Genomic DNA, 23,842 nt, shown 5'->3' with positions numbered 1-23,842 from the left:
TATTTGCACTGAAATCGAGCTATTTTTTATCAATATAAAAAATGAAATTAAGAAAAGATAAACTATCGCAAACTATGCACTTTACTTTATCATTAAAATTATAATAATGATAAAAAATATTGACTTTATTTAATTGTAAAAAAGAGTAATATTAAAATGAAAAATATCATTCTTATGATTTTGATTGCAAATATTCTATCGGCTTGTGCATTAGCACCAAAGCTCAAACAACCAAATGATAGGAACCGTGTGCCTATTAATAAAACAATCCCTGCCGAAATCAAGCGAGGAGACAGATGAAAACAAAACAAGCAAAACCAGTGAAAGCTGAACAACTTAGCAGTTATTACGAAGAAAGCCGTGGTCTAGAACGGGATCTCATAAACGAATTTATAAGGTCGCGCAGAACGGCATGGCGTGTAGCGAGTGCTGTTGGTCTTTTTGGCTTATTCGGTATGATATGTGGTGTCATTGGATTTTCTCAACCAGCGCCTACACCTTTAGTGTTACGCGTTGATAATACAACAGGTGCTGTTGATGTTATTTCAGTTATGCGCGAACACGAAGAAAGCTATGGTGAAGTTGTCGATAGATATTGGCTCAACCAATATGTGCTTAACCGCGAAACTTATGACTACGATACCATTCAACTGAACTATGACACAACAGCACTTTTAAGTGCGGCAACTGTTCAACAAGAATATTATAAAATCTATGATGGGGAAAATGCACGGGATAAAGTGCTTTCCAACAAAGCGCGTATCACAGTTAAAGTACGATCGATCCAACCTAATGGAATCGGTCAAGCAACTGTACGTTTTACGACTCAACAACTTGACAGCAGCGGTGCTGCTACTGGACCAAAACAGCACCAGATTGCAACAATTGGTTACACCTATGTCGGTGCACCCATGAAGTCATCTGATCGATTGCTTAACCCCCTTGGTTTTCAAGTAACAAGTTACCGTTCTGACCCAGAAATACTGTTGAATGATTAAGGAATTGAATTGTTATGAAAAAACTTGCATTCATTGTTCTATTGTCTTCGTTTTCTTCTCTTTATACGGTACCTGTGCAGGCACTCAAAAGTCCATCAAATTCACAATATGATCACCGCATTCGTTATATAACATATAACGAAGCCGATGTGGTTCAAATTGAAACAGTTCTTGGTGTGGCAACACATATTATTCTTGAAGAAGGTGAACAGTATATTACCCATGCCTTTGGTGATTCAGAAGCCTATGCCTTTGCTCATAAAGGGCGGCATATTTTTATTAAACCAAAAGCAGAACTTGCCAATACCAATCTCATCATTGTAACTGACAAACGAAGTTACAAATTCCGGCTGCAATTTCGAAATGACCGTGCAGGATCGACCTATGAATTGGCTTTCCATTATCCCGATTCAACCGATGAAAAATCAGAAGAAAACAGCCGACGCCTTGCGATTGAACATGGTTTTCACCAAAGCGTAAAAGGCTATAATCTCAGTTACACCATGAGCGGTCATCAAGATATTGCTCCGATCAATGCTTGGGACAATGGGCGTATTACTTACTTCAAGTTTCCCGCTAACATGGATATGCCATCGATTTATGTCGTAGACGCTGAAGGTAATGAAAGCTTAATACCTCGCACCATTATCGGCAGTTCTAATGATATTGTCGCCGTTCATAAAGTTAATCCTAAATGGCTCATACGACTTGGTAAACGTGCTCTAGCCGTTTTTAATGAAGCCTATGACCCCCATGGTATACCAAATACGACAGGAACAGTATCTTCGGTGGTTTATCGTATCAATAAAGGAGGAAAATAATGTTTGACAATAAGGAAGGAGATGAAAAAGGTAGAAAACTGGACAATATAGAGCAAAAACATATTGAAGATGCCTATGGAAGCTCCGAATTAGGTTCAGAACGCCGTCCGACAATTCCAGGTACCCGTGCATTATTAATCGTAGGACTTATTGTCATAATAGCGGTACCGATTGCTTTGACTTGGAAAGCTTTTAAAATGCATAATACCGTAGAAGTTGAGGAAGAAAAACCACAACAAGCGGTACAGCAAATTATACCAAACTATATCCCTCGGATTATAGAAGAGCCAAAACCTTTAGAAGAACCAGAAAAATCAACACAAACAGAAGATTCAAGCCTAGATATTTCACCGGCCTTGGCTAAACTTCTTCAAACAACCGTTCCCCCACATTTGCTCCAAGATTCTGAAGAATTAGCGCGCAAACGTATGCTCAGTTCTAGTCTTAACAATGGTGGAAGTGAGGGATCTACAGATACGAAAAAAACATCGAATGACAACAGTGGTGCATTAAATCTCCAACCGGTACGTTTAGGTCAATCACATGCGGTGCAACTTCGTAACCGTGACCTCTTAATTACACAAGGAACCCAAATAGATTGTACATTGGAAACAAAAATCATCACATCACAACCAGGAATGACGACATGTCATTTAACACGGGATGTTTATTCTACGAGTGGTCGTGTTGTTTTGCTCGATCGTGGTTCTAAAGTCGTTGGTTTTTACCAAAGTGGTTTACAGCAAGGACAAACACGTGTGTTTGTACAATGGTTACGTATTGAGACGCCTTCTGGTGTTGTTGTCAATCTTGATTCACCTGGTACAGGTCCTCTTGGTGAAGCAGGTATCGGCGGCTGGGTTGATAGACACTTTTGGGAGCGATTTAGTGGCGCAATTATGGTGAGTATCATTGGTGATTTAGGAGAATGGGTGAGAGGTAAAATTAACAAAAGCAGCAAAGAGAATAAAGAGAACGCACAACCTCAAGGAGCTCATAATGCTGAACTTGTAGTAAGCGATGTTCTTCAAAATTCAATCAATATAGCACCAACTCTTTACAAAAACCAAGGCGAACGAGTGAATATTTTTGTTGCTCGTGATCTGGATTTCAGCGATGTCTACAGTCTCGTCACACGTTAACCCGATACAAAAAGATCAAGCAGTTTCTCAGCTTCTGCAACCGCTTGATCGTTTTTTAGAAGATCCGAAGATCACTGAAGTATCGATCTGCCGCCCCTGTGAAGTATGGACAAAAAGCTTCAACGGGTGGCAGGTCCATAGCGTACCAGAGTTAACAACAGCTTTTTTGCAAACGCTTATTACAGCTATTATCGTTTATAACGGTATGGCTCCCAGAAGTATTAATTATGTGCTCTTGCCTGGTGGGCAACGTGGTACAATTATACAAACGCCAGCTGTTGTTGATGGTACTCTTTCCTTTGTAATTCGTAAACATTCTCTCATAGTTAAAACGTTAGAAGAACTCAAAGAAGAAGGGGCATTTGATGATTTTTCCGATGTAAGTTTTAATAAGCCTTCAGCAAAAGAAGCCAACAGCTTGTTATCGAAGCAGGACTTCACACGGTTGGAACCATTTGAAGTTCAGCTCTTACAACGTAAACGTGAGGGAAAAATTCTTGAATTTTTGGAAGAATGCGTCCTTCACAAACGTAACATTATCATTGCAGGCAAGACAGGATCTGGTAAAACAACATTTGCCCGCTCGCTCATTGAAAAAGTCCCTGTAGAAGAGCGTATTATCACGATTGAAGATGTTCATGAGCTTTTTCTACCTAATCATCCTAATCACGTAAATATGATTTATGGTAATAATGTGGGGCGTGTTTCAGCTGAAGAATGTCTAGATGCATGTATGCGTCAATCACCTGATCGAATTTTCCTTGCTGAATTACGAGGTAATGAAGCATGGGAATATCTCAATTCACTCAACACGGGTCATCCTGGATCGATTACAACGACGCATGCCAATAATGCTTTGCAGACATTTGAACGATGTGCCACCTTGATTAAAAGATCAGCAGTTGGCCGCCAACTTGAGTTAGAAATGATAAAGATTGTCCTTTACACAACAGTTGATGTCGTGTTGTTCTTTAAAGATAGAAAACTTTCTGAGGTCTTTTACGACCCGATTTTTGCTAAATCAAAAATCGCTTAAGGGAGGGTACTCTCTCGATAATAGCACACAAACAAAAAGAGCCGTAACAATTGGTTACGGCTTTTTATTGTGCGCCCCCTCTTTTCTTTGCTTCTTCAATACACTTTCTACACTCTTCATGAAAAAAAGAAGAAAAAAGTGAACAGATGACAACTTCACAAGAAAACAAAATCGCATAGGAGATTCCATTATTTTGCCTTTGATCATACTCTCTATTTATCTTTTGAAAATGTATATTTGATGCACAAGAGAAAAAAATGATGACAAAATAAATATTTCAACAAAAAGAAAAAAATAAATTTTGATTCACCTATCAATAAGAGCTTCGTGAAATAGATACCGATCATCACTAATAATTATCGTCATAAAGACAAAAGCTTATTTTAAATAATCAATAAATATTTTTTACCCAAACAATCTTCAGAGACAGAGAACTCATACAAATACACGATCATTTTGATTTAGCATCTATAAATCACATTCTATTCAAGAATAGAACATATAGTCGCCTATCGATTTCTTCCTCGGATGAAAAAAGATTCTTATCCTACACCAAGTTGTAAACAATCAAGTTTCTCTAAAGAAAGCTTTGCCAACCATATCACGTGGAGCTCATATCCCCACCTTCAAAAACAATGTTCATAAACTATATAGGCAAATCCTACTCATGAATATTCCTGCCCTCTTCTCAAGACTTCAAAAAAGCGAAAGTTCCGACAAGCCAGATCGACAATCTCACTTTCTTAAGACGCGTCATATTGATTTATAAAGAGTTTTCATTGTCTTGCATGTTAGATAAAAGGCCTCAATATTGTAGGATTCTTTCATACCAAATCTGTTTATCCAAATCTGTTTATAGTGAATTAACCACAATAACTTGCTTGCATGTTACAAGCGAGGAAAAAACTATATAAGAAAGCACTAAAAATGCCTCTTATGAACCATCTCAAATGCTAAGGACGTTTAAATTGGGAGCGAACAAAGTGTGTGATAGTACCGGCTGGCTCTTTCATAAGCGTAAAGATGGGAGTGCTCTATAGATTTTATATTATTTCCACGGGAGCTTTATCGTTTTACCATTCACAAGTGCCATCACAAAATAGGGGTGACGAACGTTGAAAAATGTTTGCTTAAAACAAGCCCATGAATGTGCAACTGGGTGGCGCTCTGTTTTACGTGAAGGACGTGACCCCATTAAAGAACGTGAAAAACAAAAGCGTGAGGCAATGCGTAATCTCCATTATTTAAAAGATATTGCTCTAGATGCTTTTGAAAGTCGTAAAGCTGAATTAAAGAATGATGGTAAGGCTAGTGATTGGTTTTTACCATTACGCCTTCATATTCTCCCTAAGTTAGGTTGTGTTCCCGTTTCTGAGATTACGCAAATAGAGATACGCAATACTCTTGCCCCTATTTGGCATTCAAAAGCTGGAACAGCTAATAGAGCTCTTACCCGTCTTAATCTTTGTCTCAAACATGCGGCTGCTTTGGGTTTGGATATTGATTTACAAGCAACAGAAAAAGCACGCGCTCTCTTAGGAAAACAACGCCATAAAACACAAAATTTAGCAGCCATGGATTGGAGAAATGTGCCTACTTTTTATAAAACACTTTACGAAGAATCAACCCTTACACAACTGGCTTTGCGTTTGCTTATTCTGACAGCTGTTCGCTCTAACCCTTTACGTCATCATAAAGACCAAATGGATAATGATATATGGACCATCCCTGCTGAAAATATGAAAAAAAACGTGATGCTACAACAGAATTTCGCGTGCCCTTATCATCAGAGGCACTAAAAGTAATTGAACAAGCCCGTTTTTTTTCTAAAAGTAATTTCATCTTTTCTTATTCTAGTCGGACTCCTATTTTACCGATGGTTATGGCAAAATATATGAGAAAAATTGGACTTGAAGCCTGTCCCCATAGATTTCGCTCTAGTTTACGTGATTGGCTCGCTGAAACAACTGATGCTCCTTATGAGGTCGCTGAAACCATTCTAAGTCATACAGTAGGAGAACAAGTAGAACGTGCTTATCGTCGTACTGACTATCTAGAACAGCGCCGTATCTATATGGAAAAATGGGCCGCTTATATTACGAGTCAATCTTAAGATATGGGGTGCAATACCCCATGGTCTATGGATAACTTTAGCTCTTTTTTCTCTCATTCCATCTCAATAAAATTCATCACGTGTCACATAAGTTTTTTTATTGTAAAATATTGTTTTCTATAAATAAAATACCTTCAAAAACTGAACCAAAATGTGCTTAATAAATAGGCATGATTTGTTTCTATGTTTTTACTATGAAAGGATTTTAGAATGACAGAAAACGATATTCTTTTAACAAACCGTGAAAGTGCAAAATTGATTCATATGAGTGTCTCAACTTTCCGGCGTCATGTTACCAATGGCTCTCTCCCAAAATCTTTAAAATTTGGTTTTTTATCGCGTTGGTTACAATCGGATCTCTTAAATGTAATCGAACAAGCAAAACAGCAACGTCAAAGTGATGCGGCATAAAAAAAACTTGTCACGTAAGGACGGACAAGGCTTTCTCAAATTCATCACCCTAAGGATAGCACAATCCGTCCTATGACGTAATAATCATAGGATTACTAAGTGTATTCCCTACGTTATACTGCTTCACATACAGTATTGAGGCGATTGGTTGAGGAAACAATCCCGCACAAGCATGGGAACACATGAATGTGGGGATTGTAGTTTCCACAAATAACAATACTTAAGGTTGGCATTCAGGTTGTACTGGACTTCTTTTACAAAAAGGGCTGTTTAAGCGCTTTTCAACACTTCGCTTCGGAATAACAGCACCAGGTTGGCAAATGGGTAGGTCTCTACCGTTAAAAGGAGAACACCAGCTACCACTCCCTTTATAGCGGAATCCTGCTTGGATCATACAAGCATCAATCGTTGCATTCTCATTGTTGCTTAGCTTTTGAACTTCATCTTCAAGATAATTAAGATGCGGCATGCCACATTCTAAGAGAGCTTTTCCTACCTCGGTAAAGTCTGTTCCTGGCTTCTCCCACACTGCCACTTCTCCTCGAGGAGATTTGTCGATGTTTTCAATATCACATCCAGCAGCACTTAATAGAATGAGCAGGCTTAATAAATTAAAAAATATTTTCATTTTTTGTTCCCCATTTTCGTTGAATAAAGTTTTTTGAAACCAAATGAACCGTAATCACGTCTATAATCAGATCCTGCATCACCATAACAATTATGGGTACTAGGATTATAGCCGATGATCGCTCCTCCCATCTCTCTGAGGGGTAGAATTAACGGATGTAATGAATCATATGGTTTGGAACGTACCCCATAAGCCGTAGGCCAATTGGAACCAATGATTGTACTAATGGGGTCTAATATATGGCCTTGTACATAGACATAATTTTTTTCGCCATCGCTTAAGTAATCTACTGTATTAGCTATCGATTGCGCGTGAGCAGCCGATCCAAAAAGATAGAAGTCTGTTTTCTTGGCTATACCATGGATACCACGCTCTTCAAGGTCACGCAATCCATTGCCCCCTGTCAAGGTACCACGGCTATGCATACTAACAATAGCCCCCTCATTGCCATAACGAGAGACAAAATCTTGGAATTTCTTCGTCGAATTACTCAATGCCCCAATATTCCCTTCAAGAAACTTTTGATAAAATGCTATCCCGAACTCTACCAGCATATCTTTAGATTGTGGGAAATATGTAAAATAAAGGTGACCATTTTTATTAACAGCCATTTGCACAGCATTACCCGCTGCATCATCGGGTGAATTAAAAATGCCATTGTAGAACATATGAACAGCGCCATCAAAGCCTTTTTGTAAATATTCCTTATTGTGATTGTTTGTTGAGAAAACAATCCCGCACAAGCATGGGAACACATGAATGTGGGGATTGTAGTTTCCACAAATAACAATACTTAAGGTTGGCATTCAGGTTGTACTGGACTTCTTTTACAAAAAGGGCTGTTTAAGCGCTTTTCAACACTTCGCTTCGGAATAACAGCACCAGGACGACAAATAGGAAGATTTTCTTCTCTGTAAGTGTAACACCACCCTCCCATATGTTCATTTTTATAGCGGAATCCCCCTTGAATCATACAAGCATAAGTTGTTGCTCTTGCATTGTTGCTTCTCTCTCGATTTTCTGTATCAAGATCGATAAGGCTTGGCATGCCACATTCTAAAAGAGCTTTTCCTACCTCAGTAGAATCTGCACCAGGTTTTTCCCACATACTCACGTATGCTGGAGAAGGTTTGTCAATATTTGATATGTCACACCCAGTGACACCTAACAGGACTATTCCACTTAATAATTTAAACAGTGTATTCATTTTTTCTCCATAAATAACCTAAACCTAAATTATCTAAAATCGCATGAGGTGCATAAATTATTGCATCATGAGGTGTTCCATAATCATGTTTACATGCATCACTTGCATCACCATAACACTTATGGGTGGTACTAGGATTATGGCTGCGTAGCGCTCCCACTTGCTCTATCATTGGAATTGCTTGTGGAAATAATACATAGGGAAACTTCAAGGGTACCTTATAAGCAGTGTGACCAATCACCGTACCAATGGGATCTAATATATGGTTTTGTAAATAAATATGATCTTTTTTACCACCGTTTACATAATAGTGTACATTTGCTATCGATAGAGCGTAATCCGCTGGTCCAAAAAGATAGATATCTGTTTTTTCTCCTATACTATGGATGCCACGATTTTTAAGGTCACGCAATCCATTGCTCCCTGTCAAACTACCGCGGCTATGCGCACTCACAATCGCTTTGTCATTGCCATAACGAGAGAGAAAATCTTGAAATTTCTTCGTCGAATTACTCAAACCCAAAGTATCCCCCTCCCAAAACTTTTGATAAAATGCTATCCCTAACTCTACTTCCCAGTCTTCAGCTTGGGGGAAGTATGTAAAATAAAGGTGACCATTTTTATTAACAGCCATTTGCACAGCATTACCCGCTGCATCATCGGGTGAATTAAAAATGCCATTGTAGAACATATGAACAGCGCCATCAAAGCCTTTTTGTAAATATTCCTTATTGTGATTGTTTGTTGAGAAAACAATCCCGCATAAGCATGAGAACACATGAATGTGGGGATTGTAGTTTCCACAAATAACAATACTTAAGGTTGGCATTCATCCGCATTTTTGTACCTTTTACAAAAAGGGCTGTTTAAGCGCTTCTTGACACTTCTCTGTGGAACAACAGCGCCTGGTCGACAAATCGGAAGGTTTTCGGCTTTAAAAGTATAACACCACCCCCCCCCTCTTTGATCTTTATAGCGGAATCCTGATTGAACCATACAGGCATGAATTGTTGCCCATGCATTGTTGCTTAGCTTTTTATTTTCTGGGTCGACATCATCAGGGGTTGGCATACCACATTCTAATAATGCTTTTCCTACCTCAGTAAAACCTGCTCCAGGCTTTTCCCACATCCCTAGATATGGTGTGGGAGTTTTATTAAACTGACATCCTGCAATACCTAACAAAGTTACAGCACCTAATAGCTTTAGAGTTTGTTTCATTTTTTCCTCCATTATTTAATTCAAGGTTTTTGTTCACGATGAGATGTGCCATAGCGCACTTTACACTTATCACTCGCATGTCCAAGACAAGTATGGGGACTTATGGGATTTGTGACCACTCTCCACCATTCTTTCCACATGTTACTACCAGCAGGCATTATCTCGTAGGTATAGCCATTGCCTCCAATAATTCTGCTGACAAAGTCAAATCTATGACCATCAAAGCCAATCGTGGTTTGCTTGCCACCACTTACATACCTTAACAGACCGGCTGCTGCCAAAACATTAGCCGCTGGTCCATGAAAACTGATCGTTGTCTTGCCAGCTACATCATTTATACCTTCTTGTTTGAAAGAATTCATCATATTAAAACCCGTCAAACTGCCACGACTATGGGCATCAAAATGCAATCCTGTGTTACCATAGCGAGACATTAGATCTTTTGCTTCTTGTATTGAATTGGTCAAACCCCAAAAATTATTTTCCAGAAACTTCTGGTAACCCGCGCCAAATCACTGAATGTCAGCAGTATTTTTGATATTATAATAAACGTATCATACAATTACGAACTGTCGTCACTTATTTGTATTTCATTGAAATAATTTACATGCGTTATAATATTTGTATTATTCTCTGTCCTTTGCGCTCTATTTATATAAGATAATCTTTTTTATAAAAAATGATCAATTGAATCATACATTAAGGTGAGAATTTTGATACGAATTTAATGAAAATAAAAACACATGGCATATTATTTTTACATAGAATGCTGTTTTAAGTGTTTATTTTACTCAGAAGACTAATGTCTTTTTAAAGCAATTATAATTATGTTGACTATCTTATGGAAGCCAATAAACTTTTAGAGATTAAACCTCAAAAAGCACAAAAAAACACAGTTTTCCGTGTTTCACTTTACTGTTCATGAATCGATCACTTTGCAAAGATAGGACGCAACCATGAGCTTTTTATCAGCCATTGCGAGGATTTCTTTTACAAAAATTAATTCATTTTTAGAATGATTACAGTTACTCCCCCTCATAAGAAGCCAGCGCGCTTTTAGAGATTAAATCTCCAAAGCTTCTAGCCTTGACCTTCACTTTCATGAATGAATAATTCTTTAAAGGCGGCGTTCAACCATAAGTTTTTTAATTTCAGCAATCGCTTTCGCTGGATTTAATCCCTTTGGACAAGTTTGCGCACAATTCATAATCGTATGGCAACGATAAAGGCGGAAAGGATCTTCTAAATTATCAAGGCGTTCACCACACATCTCATCACGTGAATCGGCAATCCAGCGATAAGCTTGGAGCAAAACAGCGGGGCCCAAATAGCGATCACCGTTCCACCAATAACTTGGACATGATGTCTGACAACACGCACACAAAATACATTCATAAAGACCATCAATTTTTTGGCGGTCGGAGTGACTTTGTAACCACTCTTTCGCAGGTTCAGGCGAAACAGTTTGCAACCAAGGCTCAATGACTCGGTGTTGGGCATAAAAGCGATTTAAATCAGGAACCAAATCTTTAACAACCGGCATGGAAGGCAGAGGATAGACCTTAATGGGGTGTTTTACATCATCCATACCTTTGGTACAAGCCAATGTATTGGCCCCATCAATATTCATCGCACAGGAACCGCAGATGCCTTCACGGCATGATCGGCGAAATGTCAAAGTTGGGTCAATATGGTTTTTAATAAACAAAAGCCCATCAAGAATCATAGGACCACAAGCAGAACGATCCACATAATAGGTATCCAGATGAGGGTTTTCTTCATCATCAGGCGACCAACGATAAACATGAAATTCTGTCAGTTTTGTTGCACCTTCAGGTTTAGGCCAAACCTTTCCGGGTTTTACTTGAGAATTTTTGGGAAGCTTAATTTGTACCATAATTCATTCTCCCCTTAGTAAACACGTTTTTTAGGTGCAATGCGCTTTAAGTCGATACCCCCATCTGCTTCAGATGTTAAGGGATCGACATGGACAGGTCGATACGACAAGGTTACCTTACCATCTTTTGACAAATGTGAAAGGGTATGTTTTCGCCAATTTTTATCATCACGGTCTGGATAATCTTCACGGGCATGAGCGCCGCGGCTTTCTAAACGTGCTTCCGCAGAATGAACCGTCATGATTGCATTCGCCATGAGATTTTCAAGTTCTAATGTTTCAACCAAATCAGAATTCCATATCAGGGAACGATCTGTGACTTTAAGATCAGACAACTCTCCCCAGATTTTACTCATCCGTTGACACCCTTGTTGCAAAGAATCTTCTGTACGGAAGACAGCAGCATCTTCTTGCATTGTGCGTTGCATTTTTTCACGCAATAGGGCTGTTGGCGTTGCGCCTTGAGCAAAGCGTAAACGATCAAAACGCGCCATAATTTCGTCAACAGCTTCTTCATTCAAAGGTGGAATTTCTGCATTCCGATCAATCACTTCACCTGCACGAATGGCAGCAGCACGCCCAAACACCACAAGATCAATCAATGAATTTGATCCCAAGCGGTTAGCACCATGAACAGAAGCGCATCCCGCTTCACCCACTGCCATCAGTCCTGGTTGAATACGATCAGGCGAATCAGCTGTTGGATTGAGAACTTCCCCGTAGTAGTTGGTAGGAATCCCGCCCATATTATAATGAACCGTTGGCAAGATAGGGATAGGTTCTTTTGTTACATCCACCCCTGCGAAGATCCGCGCTGATTCGGAAATCCCCGGTAAACGCTCGTGCAAGATTGCAGGATCGATATGATTAAGAACCAAATGAATATGATCCTTCTTAGGTCCAACGCCACGCCCTTCACGAATTTCAAGTGTGATACAACGCGAAACCAAATCGCGTGAAGCCAAATCCTTAAAGGAAGGTGCATAGCGCTCCATAAAGCGTTCACCTTCAGAATTGATCAAATACCCCCCCTCACCCCGAGCGCCCTCTGTAATGAGACAGCCAGAACCATAAATCCCTGTAGGATGGAATTGCACAAATTCCATATCCTGAAGTGGCAATCCAGCCCGTGCAATCATTCCACCACCATCCCCCGTACAAGTATGCGCTGATGTCGCAGAAAAATAAGCACGTCCATAACCACCGGTCGCAAGAACAACCATTTTGGCAGAAAAACGGTGTATTGTACCATCATCAAGATTCCACGCCACAACCCCCGTACAAACCCCATCTGTCATGATGAGATCAAGTGCAAAATATTCAATAAAAAATTGCGCATTATGCTTTAAGCTTTGTCCATAAAGCGTATGCAAAATGGCATGGCCTGTACGATCAGCGGCTGCACAAGTCCGTTGAACAGGTGGACCTTCACCAAATTGTGTCGTATGTCCACCAAAAGGACGTTGATAAATTTTGCCTTCTTGCGTTCGTGAAAAAGGAACACCATAATGTTCTAATTCATACACAGCAGCAGGGGCATTACGCACCAAATATTCCATAGCATCGGTATCGCCCAACCAATCAGAACCCTTCACGGTATCATATAAATGCCACTGCCAATTGTCAGGTCCCATATTTGAAAGCGATGCCGCAATCCCCCCTTGTGCTGCAACCGTATGTGAGCGCGTTGGAAAAACCTTTGTGATACAAGCTGTCTTTAATCCTTGTTCTGCCATACCCAATGTTGCACGTAACCCTGCACCACCTGCGCCAACAACAACAACATCAAATTTATGATCTACAGTATGATAAGGGGCGTTACCTGCTTTAGCGCCCAAAGATGATCTTGTACCCGCCATATTTGTTTAACCCCCTAATGCAATCTTCAAAAGAGAAAAAATAATGACACCGCCTATGAAAAAACAAAATAAAATATTTAATATCAAAAAGAATAACCGGAAACCTTCGCGTGGAATATAATCTTCAATCACTACCTGCATAACAAGTTTCATGTGATAAATGACTGAAAGAGTCATCAATCCCATCAAAATAGCAACAATAGGGTGTGCAAGTCTTGCACGCACAATAGCATAGTCCTTGCCCACAAGAGAAAGAATAAGAACAATCAAAAATATCAAAAGAGGTAGATTGATAAACCCTGTCAAACGTTCTAGCCAAAAATGCTCTGTTCCTTCATGAGCACTCCCACGCCCCCGTACTTTTCCAAGTTCCGTTCGAAAATCTTTTTTCATATCTCTTTTCACCCCCAGCTAAACAACGGTATATCCAACAATCCAAATCGCAAAAGTAACAATAAGAGAAATAAACACTGTTGCCCAAGCAGTGGCTGTTGCCTTTTCTTTTGCCAAAAGGCAAGGCTTCAGATCCCAAACAATGTGGCGAACACCCCCAACCATGTGATGAACCCCTGCCAGAGTATAAAGAAACAAAATACACAATCCAAACCAAGAACTATAAATTTCGTGAACTGTTCTAAATGCCTCCTCGCCACACGCAATAGCAATTAACCAAACAGCAAAAAAAACCGTTCCAACATAAAGGGCCATACCCGTAATGCGGTGTGCAATGGACATGGCCATAGTAATTGTCCAACGATAAATACTGATATGAGGGGAACGAGGGCGCTCTTTTATCCTAGTTGTCTCTGTCATAAAATATCCTGACCTGGTTTTTGCAACCACAATGAACGAGAAAATTCGCACAAAACGATTAAATATATATCTCGTTTTTACTTGTTTGGCATCTCAAAATACCGATATTACAGGTCGGTTGTCTCAAATAACGGATTAAAGGTCACGCATAAAAAAACCGATTACTCCACGGATATGATCCGCAAAACTCGCCTTAATCTAATACACTTTTATCTTCACGTCAAAGGTCTAACATCTTTTCTCAAACTATAAACAGACATTTTTTCAAACGATACTTATTCCGTTTGAGTATCTACGACATGTGCAATGATATCCTACACTTCATCCATTATTAAGAATAAAAAAGAGCCAAAATTTGGATAGGTTAAACATTTTTATGTCCCCTCCAAGCCTTGTAAATGGTAAAACGAATCACAAAAGAAACAAGTAAGCGGCATAAAAGCCGCTTTTGCATAAAGTTTAACCGATATAATTTTTACTCAGCAACTTGCGTTTCAATATCTGCGCTTATAGGGGTTGTTTCTACTTTCTCAACACCCTTTTCACCCTTTTTGCGATAATCTCTCTTTTCAGCAATACGGGCAGCTTTGCCTCTCAAACCACGAAGATAATAAAGTTTTGCCCGACGCACTTTACCACGGCGCACCAGCTCAACAGCTTCAATCAAAGGAGAATAAACAGGAAATACACGTTCCACCCCTTCACCATAAGAAATCTTGCGTACTGTAAAGGTTTCATTCAACCCACCGCCTGAACGGGCAATACAAACCCCTTCATAAGCCTGAACACGCGTCCGCGTACCTTCCGTCACACGCACCATGACACGGACTGTATCTCCTGGTTTAAAGGCTGGAAATTGGCGCTTTTCTTCAATTTTTGCACATTGTTCAGCTTCAAGCTGTGCGATAATATTCATTTTTTTATCCTTCATGTTCTTTATCGAACAGTCAGAGCGCTCAACTCTTACCTAAAAAAGCCTTGTACTACAAATAAGATACTCTTTAGGCTATGCCTTACACAGGAGCGAATACACCATTCCTTCATTTTAATTTTGGAACTACAGAAAACCTTTTATTAAAAACTCTCTAAAAAAGAGAGCCATGCCATACACTACCTTATCCTATGAATCAAGTTTTCTGACGATTTTTATCATAACGGGCATAAAGATCAGGACGACGTTGACGTGTTAACAATTCGGCTTGGCTTTGACGCCAATCTGCAATCGCTTTGTGATGGCCTGAGGTCAATACGGGCGGAATCGCACGTCCTTCGAAAAGAGAAGGGCGGGTGTATTGGGGATGTTCCAGCAAACCATTTTCAAAACTTTCACACTTTGCAGAAACTTCATTTCCCATCACACCGGGGAGAAGACGTATAATAGCATCTAAGATAACCAGTGCGGCGGCTTCACCCCCTGAAAGAATATAATCACCAATAGAGACTTCTTCTAATTCCCGTGCTTCTATGACTCGCTCATCAACCCCTTCAAAACGTCCACAAACCAATGTTATACCCGAATCACCAGCCAAACGACGCGCATAAGCTTGGTCAAAAGGGCGCCCACGTGGACTCATCAATAATCTTGGCGAATCCTGTGGACAACGATCAAGTGCAGCTGCCAAGACATCTGCCCGCATCACCATACCAGCCCCCCCACCAGCGGGTGTATCATCAACGCTATGGTGTTTATCTAAAGCAAAATCTCTAATCTGCACTGTCTCCAGTGACCAAATGCCGCGTTCTAAAGCTTGCCGTGCTAAAGAATACCCTAGAAAACCAGGAAACATTTCAGGATAAAGAGTTAAAACGCGCGCCTGAAACTTCATTTTTATTTTTCATCCTCATTTTATTCAACAAACTCTTTTAAAGTAAAAATGGTATAAACTAAATCAATTAACGCTATAGCGTTAATTGGAATCCCCTTTATCTGCATTCTATTCAATAGGACCCTTCTCATATTTGCACTTTAAAAAGACTCTAAAAACTCAGAAATGTCTCGAGATAAAGTGCTATAACATCTGCTCAAACTCAAAAGTGTATTCTTAATATTTTCATACTTTCCACTTTTTATTGACGAAATTCTTCCGTTCTTTTTTATCTTCACCTTTATTTTTTAGATTCAAGCCATTTCCTTATTGATCATTTTCTTCGCCATCGCTAAGGCCGGCGGCCATGGAATCAACAATAAGAAAACCAGAATCCATACAAATTTCTGGTACCGCTACCTTACTAAAGGGAATAAGCACTCTTTTGCCTGTATTCAAACGTATTTCAAGCAAATCACCAGCCCCGAAATTACAAAAACCACACACTTCACCTAAGATTTTCCCCCCATATTCTTGAACACGCAAGCCTATTAAATCAACTTGATAAAACTCATCCTCTCTCAAATCATCAATCAATTGATCACGCATCACATAAAGACGAATCCCTTTTAAAGACTCAGCAGCATTACGATTTTCTACCCCTTTAAAACGGATAATCGCGTTATTTTTTTTAATGCGAAGCGTTACAATTTCATAAGAACGCCCCATATCATCATAAAGAGTCCCATAAGACTTGAAACGCTGTGGCTCAGCGCTTAAAATTTTAACAAAAACATCTCCTCTTATACCATGAGGTATACCAATAATGGCAAGATAGACTTTATTTTTAAGCTTTTCTTTATTATACTTCATGAAAAAACATTATCTCTCAAAAATGGACCCTCAATCTTAATCATTTCTATATCATTTCTATTCAATCTTGTTGCCATATGAGACAATCTTCTCAAAAGACCTTTCTTGGTAACAAAAACAAATTAATAAAGGAGAAAGTCTTATGGCAAATATTATGCTATTTTACAAAGATATCACGCCAATCAACAAAGTTTCCCATAAAAATCTAAAATTTGCGCCGCCAAGTGACATGTCTTTTGCTAAAGATACGCACTGGGTTCCTTTAGCAAGTACTGAATATTTTCAAGCCGCCCTAGACTATCCTATTTTATTTATGTGCGCCGAAGATGAACAAAAAAAACGGCACTATACATCGGCTGCTCTTGTTGGTCTTTCTAACGACGAAAATGACTATATTGCCTCTGATAAAAGTTGGAAAAACAATACTTATGTTCCGGCTTTTGTTCGTCGCTATCCTTTTGTTTTGGCACAAATTAGCAATGAAAAAGAACTTTCTGTTTGCTTTGATCAACAGTCAGGGATGTTTAATGAAGTCGCAGGAACAGAACTTTTTAATTCCGATGGCTCTATTTCTCCTTTTATGGAAGAACGTATTCGTTTTCTTGAAAGTTTTAAAATCGCTATGGAGAAAACCTCTGAATTTATTGATGCTCTTGTGGAACTAGATCTTCTCAGTCAAAAATCAATCAATGTGAAAAACGATCAGGGGCTCTCAGCACAATTGGAAAATTTTTGGGTTGTTGACGAAGAAAAATTGAATAAATTATCGGCAAGCCAACTTGCTAAACTTCATAAAAATGGCTTTTTAGGGTTAATTTTTGCCCATTTGATGTCAACGCATAATCTTTTAAAAATACTCTCTCTTAAAGGTGAAAAGCAACTTATCAATCGTGAAGAGCAACCCGAAAAAAAGAATGGTCAAGCTGACGATGAAAAACCTAAAAAGAAAGAAACCCTCAACTAGATAATGCCTATAAAAAATGACAAGAGAAAAGATGAAAATAGTCCTCTCATTCCAGCAGACCATGCAGTTTTAACCGCAAGGAAAAATTGGTTAGAGTGTCTTGTAAAAACACGTCGTATGTCCGCACAAACAGCGCAAGCCTATGAACGTGATACGCGACAATTTTTATCTTTTCTCTGTCAACACTTAGGCCAAGCCCCAACCCTTAACGATCTTGCTCATTTACGTGTTAGTGATTTACGTGCTTATCTTGCTTATCGACGTACAAACAATGTCAGTGCTCGCTCTTTAAGCCGCGGAGTAGCAGGCATTCGTTCTTTTTTCAAATACCTATCCCGCGAAGGAATTGTCAATGTTCCCGCTGCTCAACTGATCAAAAGCCCCAAACATCCAAAATCACTCCCAAAGCCTTTAGCGATACAATCAGCCCTTCACATCGTTAAACAAGAAAATCAGCTGGAAAACGAACCTTGGATTAACGCGCGTAATGCTGCTGTCCTCATGCTTCTCTATGGCTGTGGAATGCGAATATCAGAAGCCTTAAGCCTCACACCAGAACAATTTTCTGATCCTAAAAAAACAAGTTTATTCATAACAGGAAAGGGGGGAAAAACACGCCTTGTTCCTCTCATCAAAATTGTTTACGAAGCTGTACAAAATTATCTCAAATGTTGCCCATATCCTTTAAGAGATAACCAACCCCTATTTCGCGGTGCGCGAGGGGGGGCCCTACAGCCCGCTATTATTCAGAAAACTGTGCGCAATTTACGTGCAAGTCTCGGGTTACCAGAAACAGCCACCCCCCATACACTACGCCATTCTTTTGCCACCCATCTTTTATCACGGGGGGGGGATTTGCGAACAATTCAAGAACTTCTTGGGCACGCTAGTCTTTCCACCACACAAACCTATACCCATGTCGATACAGACCATTTGTTAGAAATTTATCAAAAGGCCCATCCTCGTTCTTAAAAACACCTCATCAAAAAAATTAAAGTGTTGCAACCTCAAGTGCTAAAACGCGGATACAAATCGCGAACTCTTCTTGTAAAAAGAGAATAAAATCGCTCAATGGATTTCTATGCGCATCATATCTGAAAAACGACAACGCTTTGATTTATAATGATGATAGAGCGTTTTTCAATTTAAGTGCGAATCTTGAATATCGTAGGATTCTCTCATTTCAAATCTATTTCATGTCAAATCAACCAAAGTCAAAGCAATCAAAACCTCTTGCTTGCATACATCATAAGCAGGTGGACCATATGGGAAAACTATACAAGAAAGGTATGCCTCTTATGAATCATCTTAAGGGCTAAAAGCCGCGCAACACCCACGAACTGGAAAAGCGTATGATCGTGTAGCTTGCTCTTTTATGAAGCGTAAAGATGGGAATGCTCAATAGATTGTATACACTTCATGGGGGCTTACCCTTATACCATTCACGGATAACATGTAAGTTTTATGTAAAAATAACTTACTGTATTTATATATCTTTTTTACAGTGAGGGATACGTAAATAAAAGTTGGGGAATAGGATTTTGTAGCGTGCTCTCAATTATTGCGAATCAAGAGTTCTTTTCGGGGAGTTTTTTTTGCCATACCGGATGTCCAAAGAGTCTCAACTTCTAAAAAGTCAAAATCCTTAAAGATCTCTCTAACCGCATCACAATCATTCAGACTCAAGACAAATTTACCTTGGATTCCTTTGAGAACTTTTGCCATGTTCACAAAATCATCTTCAACAAAATTTCCAGAACTATAACACTTCTTCTTTACAAGATAAGGCGGGTCTAGGTAAAATAAACTGTCTGGTGCATCAAAAAGCTCAATAACCCGATCCCACGACAAATTTAAGATTGTCGTATCAAGAAGCTTCTGTCTAACACGCCGCATCCTTGATAACAGCTTATCGGGATTAAACTCTGCCGTTCTTTTCCTTCCAAAGCTAAAAGAGACATAATCTTTTTTCCCATACATCACACAACGTTGGAGAAACAAAAAGCGTGCGGCTCTTTCAACTTTGGAGAGGCTCTCTGGTTCAATCGCCGCAAGTTCAAAAAACAACTGTCTTGAACAAACAAACCACTCTAGTCGTTTGGCTAAATCATCAAAGTCATTTTGAACACATTGAAACAGATTCGTGATCTCTCCATTCAAATCATTAATAACGGAATATTTTGCTGGTCTTTTATTGAGGAAAATAACACCAGAGCCTAAAAATGGTTCAACATAGGTTTCATGGTCAATGCTATTTAAAATCGGTATAATTTTCTTACGCAGATAGTGTTTACCACCCATCCACGCAAACAATGTTTGTGTAAATTCTTGTTGCATCATATTTTAAAGGAGAGATTTGATATTTAACTTTTTGTTATCCACTTTTTGAGGTGTGAGAAGCTATTCTCTACGGCGTCCACAAAACGGGAAAAATCCATAACACACATAAAGATAAAAAGGGCTATCCACTTTATGATACGTGACATCATCTTTAAGCCTTGGTAGGTTTCTATCATCTCGTGAAGCAGCTGCCGTTCTGTTTGTGAGAGATTTTGTTCCTCATGACGTTTTTTACTCATTTTGCCAACCACATAAGCGTGCTCCCTGTTGATTATGTTTCAATATATCTCTTGCTAGGTTGGAACTGATGACGTTGACATCTTGCTTATCTAAATAAATGGGTAACCAACCAACACAAGAAACAGACTTATTTGCCCCGCACCCAACGAGACAAAGCAGAACGCACATCAGCATCACTTTTTTGATTAACTTCATTTTCAACCTCAAAACGGGTGATTGCTGTTTTTAAAGCTTTCTCTGTTTGCTTCTGCCGTTCGCTCTTCTTGCCAAGGTGAAAAGCCTTAGCTAATGCCATAAAAAAAACGGCTAAAGCCGCTAACAGAAGAGACAGATTTCTTTTGAACCAAAAAATCACAAGCGCTGCTCCCGAAAACGCTTAACGACAATCGCGAGACCTGTACAAGCGGCTAAAACCATAATCCCTGCTAAAGCCCACTGAATTGGTCCATTGCCTACCAAAAATCCTCCAAAACCAGAACAAGACCCTATAATCGGCGCGAGTGCTTCTATCTTGAAAAGACCAGTTGCATTACGCGTTTCTGCCCTTTGATAGTTTGAAGCAATATAAGACCCTTTTGCCCACAAGCCGGCTTCTGCGGCTCGACGGTTGGCTAGCCCCACAAAAGTCTTCCCACCAACTTTATTCCACTTCTGTAATTCTGTTGGAACGGCTTCATAATCCCCTTGATTAAGTTTCTTCAAAAGGCTCGATTTGCAAAAGGCTTGTCTGCCTACGTTATAACAAAACGACACCAATGCCGCGAATTGGCAATCCGTTAACGAAACTGTGACCGATTTCTCAACCGCATTCTCAAATTGCTTTAAGTCTTCACAAAGGATTTCTTCTGCTTGCTTTTGCGTAATACGCATGCCTTTTTTGACAAATGGTTGACCAGCATTGCTGGTGTGGCCATAACCAATCGTCCAGATACATGCCGCATCTTTATAAGCCTCCAAACGCAATCCTTCCCACTGTTTGATAAGCTCCAAACCTTCTTTCGATATCTTTCTCATCCACTCCTCCATAAAAAAAGCCCCACATCAGTGGGGCTGTATAAAAATCTTCTAATCAGTCTCGCGTTAATAGGATAAATAAAATGGCTCACTACATCCACGGGCGCCTATTTTTTCATCTTCCTCATAACGAGAATGCGCAAAATTCCGTACAAGATAATCATTGTTTGAACCATCAGCCCAATCGCCTCCTCCCAACATAACATTTATGTCTACACGTAAACTGCTTCCTTGTTCCCCTGTATGCCATTTGGTCACGGGATAACAACCAGACAAAAATTGCCACACATAACCGCAGCCATCTTCACAGCCAATATGCGAAATCATACGACGGGATGCCGTATCAATATGTCCGCCTGACGTCTTAGGAGAAGGCGCTTGATTGCCTGAAATACTCGTGCCATAATTGCTTCCAGTCATGGAGACCGTGAACTCATCATTCGTCAAAAGTCTCTTCCTAACAGACGCCAAATCCCCTTGATGTTCATAATAGCGACGATTAGTCGTAATCGGAGCACCATATGCCGACTTCGTATTTTTACCCGTGCCTGATTGAAGATAAATATCGACCCAAATATTACTCAACGGATTGTAAACCATTCCCTCTGGAGAACACCATGGACGGTGATTTAAACACCAAACAGACATGGGCAAAATATCGCCTGCTTGATAACCCGATAAGGGATGTTCTTCAATTGTACCAACATCTGTACAAAGCGTATGAAATCCACCAATCTTTTCAGAATTATGCTCTGTATAGCCTTCTGGAGCTGTCGGATTTAACGAAATTTCATAGGATAGATCATGCTCCTGATCTTTTAGGATGAGATATATATAATAATCCTTTCCAGCCTCAAGAGTTTCTTGAAAGCTCATAGTTCCACGCCCTGGAACACGGTTCAAGATGTACCTACCCCCATGATCACCACCATGATAAAAGCGAAAAAATGCGCCGTTGTTGATCACAAGACCTTTTCTATTTTGCGGATCGGCTTCCAAAATTTTGTGAGGCTGTACAAAATGCACATTCTCTAAAAAATAAGTAAAAAGAGAATTTACATTGCCTTGAATGGCTGAAAGACTCTCACTATGCGTTTGTGTCGTCTCTTGCACTTCTGTCAATGCATTTTTTGCTTCTTCCGCTAAAGCTTTTGCTTCAGAAGCAGCGGTATTCGCAGAATTTGATGTTGCTGTCACCGTGTCTAAAGAGCTCTTGACCTCTCCAAGTCCTTGCTTCGTTGTGTCAACTTCGCCTTTGGCTTGCTCCGCAACATTCTTCGCTTCATTGGCTATTGTTTCTAAGCCCTCTGCTTGAGATTTCGCATCGCTAGCTTCTTTTAGAGCCTTCTCGACTTTCTCTGTTACACTATCTGCTACACCTTTCGCTTCTTCCGCCAAACCCTTCGCTTCTGAAGCGAGTTTCGAGGCTTCTTCCCCGCCTTTTTTGGCTGCTTCTGCAACTTTCTTAACTTCATGACACGTTGCTACCGCTGTTGCGGCTACTTGCGTCGTCTCGGTTGCTGTTTGTGAAGCTTCTCTTGCTGTTTGTTCTGCACGGGTTGCAATGGTTTTCGATTCATCGGCTAACCTCTTGGCTTCGGTCGATAAATTAACAGCATTCTCACTGCTCTGTTTGACCTCTGCAAAATTTTGTAATGCCGTCTCAAGTGAACCTTTCGTACTATTGATTTCCCCAGAGGCTCTATCAACTGCTGCTTTTGTCTCTTCTGCCATGTGCTTGACAGCATCAGAAGTATTCTTGGCTTCTTCTGCTAAGCCCTTGGCTGTATCCGCTGTATCTTTCGCAAGATTAGCCGTGGTCGTCGCTGCTTTAGCTTCTTCCTTCGCTTCATGAGACGTCGTAAGCGCTGTTGTCGCTGTTTGAACTGTTTTCGTCACTTCGCTAAGCGCTTGTTCCGACACCCTCTTCGATTCTTCTGCAACCTGTTGCGCACCATTTGCACGCGCCATGGCTTTTTCCGATTCTTGCCTTGTATTAACAACCTGTTCTAACGGTGCAAACTCTTCATACGAATACAAAGATGCCGTCCCTAAAATCTTCGGAACAACAACACTATCTTGCGAAGTACCTTCTCTGATTTCCTCTTTCGTTGCTATTGGTATCAGATACTCATGACTATGATCGGGTATTTTCATTTGCTTTATTCCTCCATTAAACCTAAAACTAACACTCTTTCAAATCTTCAAACTCTTCGCTTAAGGCTTCTAAGCGCTTCTCTAAATCTTTTAACGAACCATCAAAATCGGCTTTCAAAGCTGTTTTCAGTAAATCAAAAACGCTCTGAAGCGGCGCATGCACCAAGCCTCCCCCCGAATACAAAACAACCCGTACTTGAGACGGGTCGCTAAGTTCTGATATTGCAAACGGTTTTAATGACATTTCAACTCCTCATGTCTTGATCCCATAAACCACACTCACATTAACCGGGCGCGTTTCAA

Annotated in this window: 28 protein-coding genes and 1 pseudogene; 9 read left to right on the top strand and 20 right to left on the bottom strand. The window is 39.9% G+C overall.

Annotated elements, in window-relative coordinates:
- The first annotated feature begins 156 nt into the window (after positions 1-156).
- The 7 genes and pseudogenes from PVV66_RS08180 to PVV66_RS08150 all read left to right on the top strand — a co-directional run bounded on the left by PVV66_RS08180 (position 157) and on the right by PVV66_RS08150 (position 6,521).
- Positions 157-300 (top strand): TrwH protein, encoded by a 144-nt coding sequence (locus PVV66_RS08180; protein ID WP_120121385.1) that lies wholly within the window; start codon positions 157-159, stop codon positions 298-300.
- Positions 297-998 carry a virB8 family protein gene (locus PVV66_RS08175; RefSeq protein WP_273719315.1) on the top strand — a complete coding sequence of 234 codons (702 nt, stop codon included), beginning with the start codon at positions 297-299 and terminating at the stop codon, positions 996-998. The genes PVV66_RS08180 and PVV66_RS08175 overlap by 4 nt, the downstream gene beginning before the upstream one ends.
- A 14-nt stretch (positions 999-1,012) precedes the next feature.
- Positions 1,013-1,819: a P-type conjugative transfer protein VirB9 gene (gene virB9 / locus PVV66_RS08170; RefSeq protein ID WP_273719314.1), complete on the top strand. Its 807-nt coding sequence runs from the start codon at positions 1,013-1,015 to the stop codon at positions 1,817-1,819.
- The gene (gene virB10, locus PVV66_RS08165) at positions 1,819-2,961 is read left to right on the top strand and encodes a type IV secretion system protein VirB10 (RefSeq protein WP_273719313.1); all 1,143 of its coding nucleotides are present in this window, start codon (positions 1,819-1,821) and stop codon (positions 2,959-2,961) included. The genes virB9 and virB10 overlap by 1 nt, the downstream gene beginning before the upstream one ends.
- Positions 2,936-3,997, top strand: coding sequence for a P-type DNA transfer ATPase VirB11 (gene virB11 / locus PVV66_RS08160; protein ID WP_273719312.1), 1,062 nt, complete (start codon positions 2,936-2,938; stop codon positions 3,995-3,997). The genes virB10 and virB11 overlap by 26 nt, the downstream gene beginning before the upstream one ends.
- 950 nt (positions 3,998-4,947) lie before the next feature.
- Positions 4,948-6,110, top strand: a pseudogene (locus tag PVV66_RS08155) (tyrosine-type recombinase/integrase).
- 210 nt (positions 6,111-6,320) lie between these two features.
- Complete coding sequence (locus tag PVV66_RS08150; protein WP_273719311.1) at positions 6,321-6,521, top strand: AlpA family transcriptional regulator; 201 nt, start codon at positions 6,321-6,323, stop codon at positions 6,519-6,521.
- 220 nt (positions 6,522-6,741) lie between these two features.
- On the opposite strand, the gene PVV66_RS08145 is transcribed toward PVV66_RS08150, so the two are convergent.
- The 13 genes from PVV66_RS08145 to rimM form a co-directional block, all read right to left on the bottom strand.
- The gene (locus tag PVV66_RS08145; protein WP_273719310.1) at positions 6,742-7,149 is read right to left on the bottom strand and encodes a hypothetical protein; all 408 of its coding nucleotides are present in this window, start codon (positions 7,147-7,149) and stop codon (positions 6,742-6,744) included.
- Complete coding sequence (locus tag PVV66_RS08140; RefSeq protein WP_273719309.1) at positions 7,146-7,955, bottom strand: hypothetical protein; 810 nt, start codon at positions 7,953-7,955, stop codon at positions 7,146-7,148. Before PVV66_RS08140 ends, PVV66_RS08145 begins: the two co-directional genes overlap by 4 nt.
- Positions 7,943-8,356, bottom strand: a complete 414-nt coding sequence (locus tag PVV66_RS08135; protein ID WP_273719308.1) for a hypothetical protein — start codon at positions 8,354-8,356, stop codon at positions 7,943-7,945. Before PVV66_RS08135 ends, PVV66_RS08140 begins: the two co-directional genes overlap by 13 nt.
- On the bottom strand, positions 8,340-9,185 hold the full coding sequence (locus PVV66_RS08130; protein ID WP_273719307.1) for a hypothetical protein: 846 nt from the start codon (positions 9,183-9,185) through the stop codon (positions 8,340-8,342). Before PVV66_RS08130 ends, PVV66_RS08135 begins: the two co-directional genes overlap by 17 nt.
- Entirely contained in the window at positions 9,173-9,577 is a 405-nt protein-coding gene (locus tag PVV66_RS08125) for a hypothetical protein (RefSeq protein ID WP_273719306.1), read from the bottom strand. The genes PVV66_RS08130 and PVV66_RS08125 overlap by 13 nt, the downstream gene beginning before the upstream one ends.
- Positions 9,578-9,597: 20 nt before the next feature.
- Positions 9,598-10,011 (bottom strand): hypothetical protein, encoded by a 414-nt coding sequence (locus tag PVV66_RS08120; RefSeq protein WP_273719305.1) that lies wholly within the window; start codon positions 10,009-10,011, stop codon positions 9,598-9,600.
- Positions 10,012-10,694: 683 nt separating this feature from the next.
- Positions 10,695-11,474, bottom strand: coding sequence for a succinate dehydrogenase iron-sulfur subunit (locus tag PVV66_RS08115; protein WP_273719304.1), 780 nt, complete (start codon positions 11,472-11,474; stop codon positions 10,695-10,697).
- Positions 11,475-11,488: 14 nt separating this feature from the next.
- The gene (gene sdhA, locus PVV66_RS08110) at positions 11,489-13,333 is read right to left on the bottom strand and encodes a succinate dehydrogenase flavoprotein subunit (RefSeq protein ID WP_273719303.1); all 1,845 of its coding nucleotides are present in this window, start codon (positions 13,331-13,333) and stop codon (positions 11,489-11,491) included.
- A 6-nt stretch (positions 13,334-13,339) separates the two neighbouring features.
- Complete coding sequence (gene sdhD, locus PVV66_RS08105) at positions 13,340-13,726, bottom strand: succinate dehydrogenase, hydrophobic membrane anchor protein (protein ID WP_012232542.1); 387 nt, start codon at positions 13,724-13,726, stop codon at positions 13,340-13,342.
- 18 nt (positions 13,727-13,744) lie between these two features.
- A complete protein-coding gene (gene sdhC / locus PVV66_RS08100) occupies positions 13,745-14,146 on the bottom strand; it encodes a succinate dehydrogenase, cytochrome b556 subunit (protein WP_273719302.1) in 402 nt (133 codons plus the stop codon).
- Positions 14,147-14,621: 475 nt separating this feature from the next.
- Entirely contained in the window at positions 14,622-15,062 is a 441-nt protein-coding gene (rplS, locus tag PVV66_RS08095; RefSeq protein WP_273719301.1) for a 50S ribosomal protein L19, read from the bottom strand.
- 211 nt (positions 15,063-15,273) lie between these two features.
- Entirely contained in the window at positions 15,274-15,972 is a 699-nt protein-coding gene (gene trmD / locus PVV66_RS08090; protein WP_273719300.1) for a tRNA (guanosine(37)-N1)-methyltransferase TrmD, read from the bottom strand.
- A gap of 306 nt (positions 15,973-16,278) precedes the next feature.
- A complete protein-coding gene (gene rimM, locus PVV66_RS08085) occupies positions 16,279-16,824 on the bottom strand; it encodes a ribosome maturation factor RimM (protein ID WP_273719299.1) in 546 nt (181 codons plus the stop codon).
- Between the two features lie 142 nt (positions 16,825-16,966).
- Here rimM and PVV66_RS08080 point away from each other — a divergent pair, with 142 nt between their 5' ends.
- Positions 16,967-17,788, top strand: coding sequence for a SapC family protein (locus PVV66_RS08080; protein ID WP_273719298.1), 822 nt, complete (start codon positions 16,967-16,969; stop codon positions 17,786-17,788).
- A gap of 3 nt (positions 17,789-17,791) precedes the next feature.
- The gene (locus tag PVV66_RS08075) at positions 17,792-18,760 is read left to right on the top strand and encodes a tyrosine recombinase XerC (RefSeq protein WP_273719297.1); all 969 of its coding nucleotides are present in this window, start codon (positions 17,792-17,794) and stop codon (positions 18,758-18,760) included.
- A gap of 582 nt (positions 18,761-19,342) precedes the next feature.
- On the opposite strand, the gene PVV66_RS08070 is transcribed toward PVV66_RS08075, so the two are convergent.
- From PVV66_RS08070 to PVV66_RS08040, 7 genes are all read right to left on the bottom strand, one after another.
- Positions 19,343-20,128, bottom strand: coding sequence for a DNA adenine methylase (locus tag PVV66_RS08070; protein ID WP_273719296.1), 786 nt, complete (start codon positions 20,126-20,128; stop codon positions 19,343-19,345).
- Between the two features lie 23 nt (positions 20,129-20,151).
- Positions 20,152-20,379: a hypothetical protein gene (locus PVV66_RS08065; RefSeq protein WP_273719295.1), complete on the bottom strand. Its 228-nt coding sequence runs from the start codon at positions 20,377-20,379 to the stop codon at positions 20,152-20,154.
- Complete coding sequence (locus tag PVV66_RS08060; protein ID WP_273719294.1) at positions 20,360-20,563, bottom strand: hypothetical protein; 204 nt, start codon at positions 20,561-20,563, stop codon at positions 20,360-20,362. The genes PVV66_RS08065 and PVV66_RS08060 overlap by 20 nt, the downstream gene beginning before the upstream one ends.
- Positions 20,496-20,723, bottom strand: coding sequence for a hypothetical protein (locus tag PVV66_RS08055; RefSeq protein ID WP_273719293.1), 228 nt, complete (start codon positions 20,721-20,723; stop codon positions 20,496-20,498). Before PVV66_RS08055 ends, PVV66_RS08060 begins: the two co-directional genes overlap by 68 nt.
- Complete coding sequence (locus PVV66_RS08050; RefSeq protein ID WP_273719292.1) at positions 20,720-21,382, bottom strand: lysozyme; 663 nt, start codon at positions 21,380-21,382, stop codon at positions 20,720-20,722. The genes PVV66_RS08055 and PVV66_RS08050 overlap by 4 nt, the downstream gene beginning before the upstream one ends.
- Before the next feature lie 66 nt (positions 21,383-21,448).
- Positions 21,449-23,539 (bottom strand): hypothetical protein, encoded by a 2,091-nt coding sequence (locus PVV66_RS08045; protein WP_273719291.1) that lies wholly within the window; start codon positions 23,537-23,539, stop codon positions 21,449-21,451.
- Between the two features lie 28 nt (positions 23,540-23,567).
- Positions 23,568-23,783, bottom strand: coding sequence for a hypothetical protein (locus PVV66_RS08040; protein ID WP_273719290.1), 216 nt, complete (start codon positions 23,781-23,783; stop codon positions 23,568-23,570).
- Positions 23,784-23,842: the final 59 nt, after the last annotated feature.

The organism is Bartonella sp. AU16XJBT (assembly GCF_028618665.1).
Taxonomy (GTDB): domain Bacteria; phylum Pseudomonadota; class Alphaproteobacteria; order Rhizobiales; family Rhizobiaceae; genus Bartonella.
This window is presented reverse-complemented; position numbering and strand designations above follow the sequence as displayed.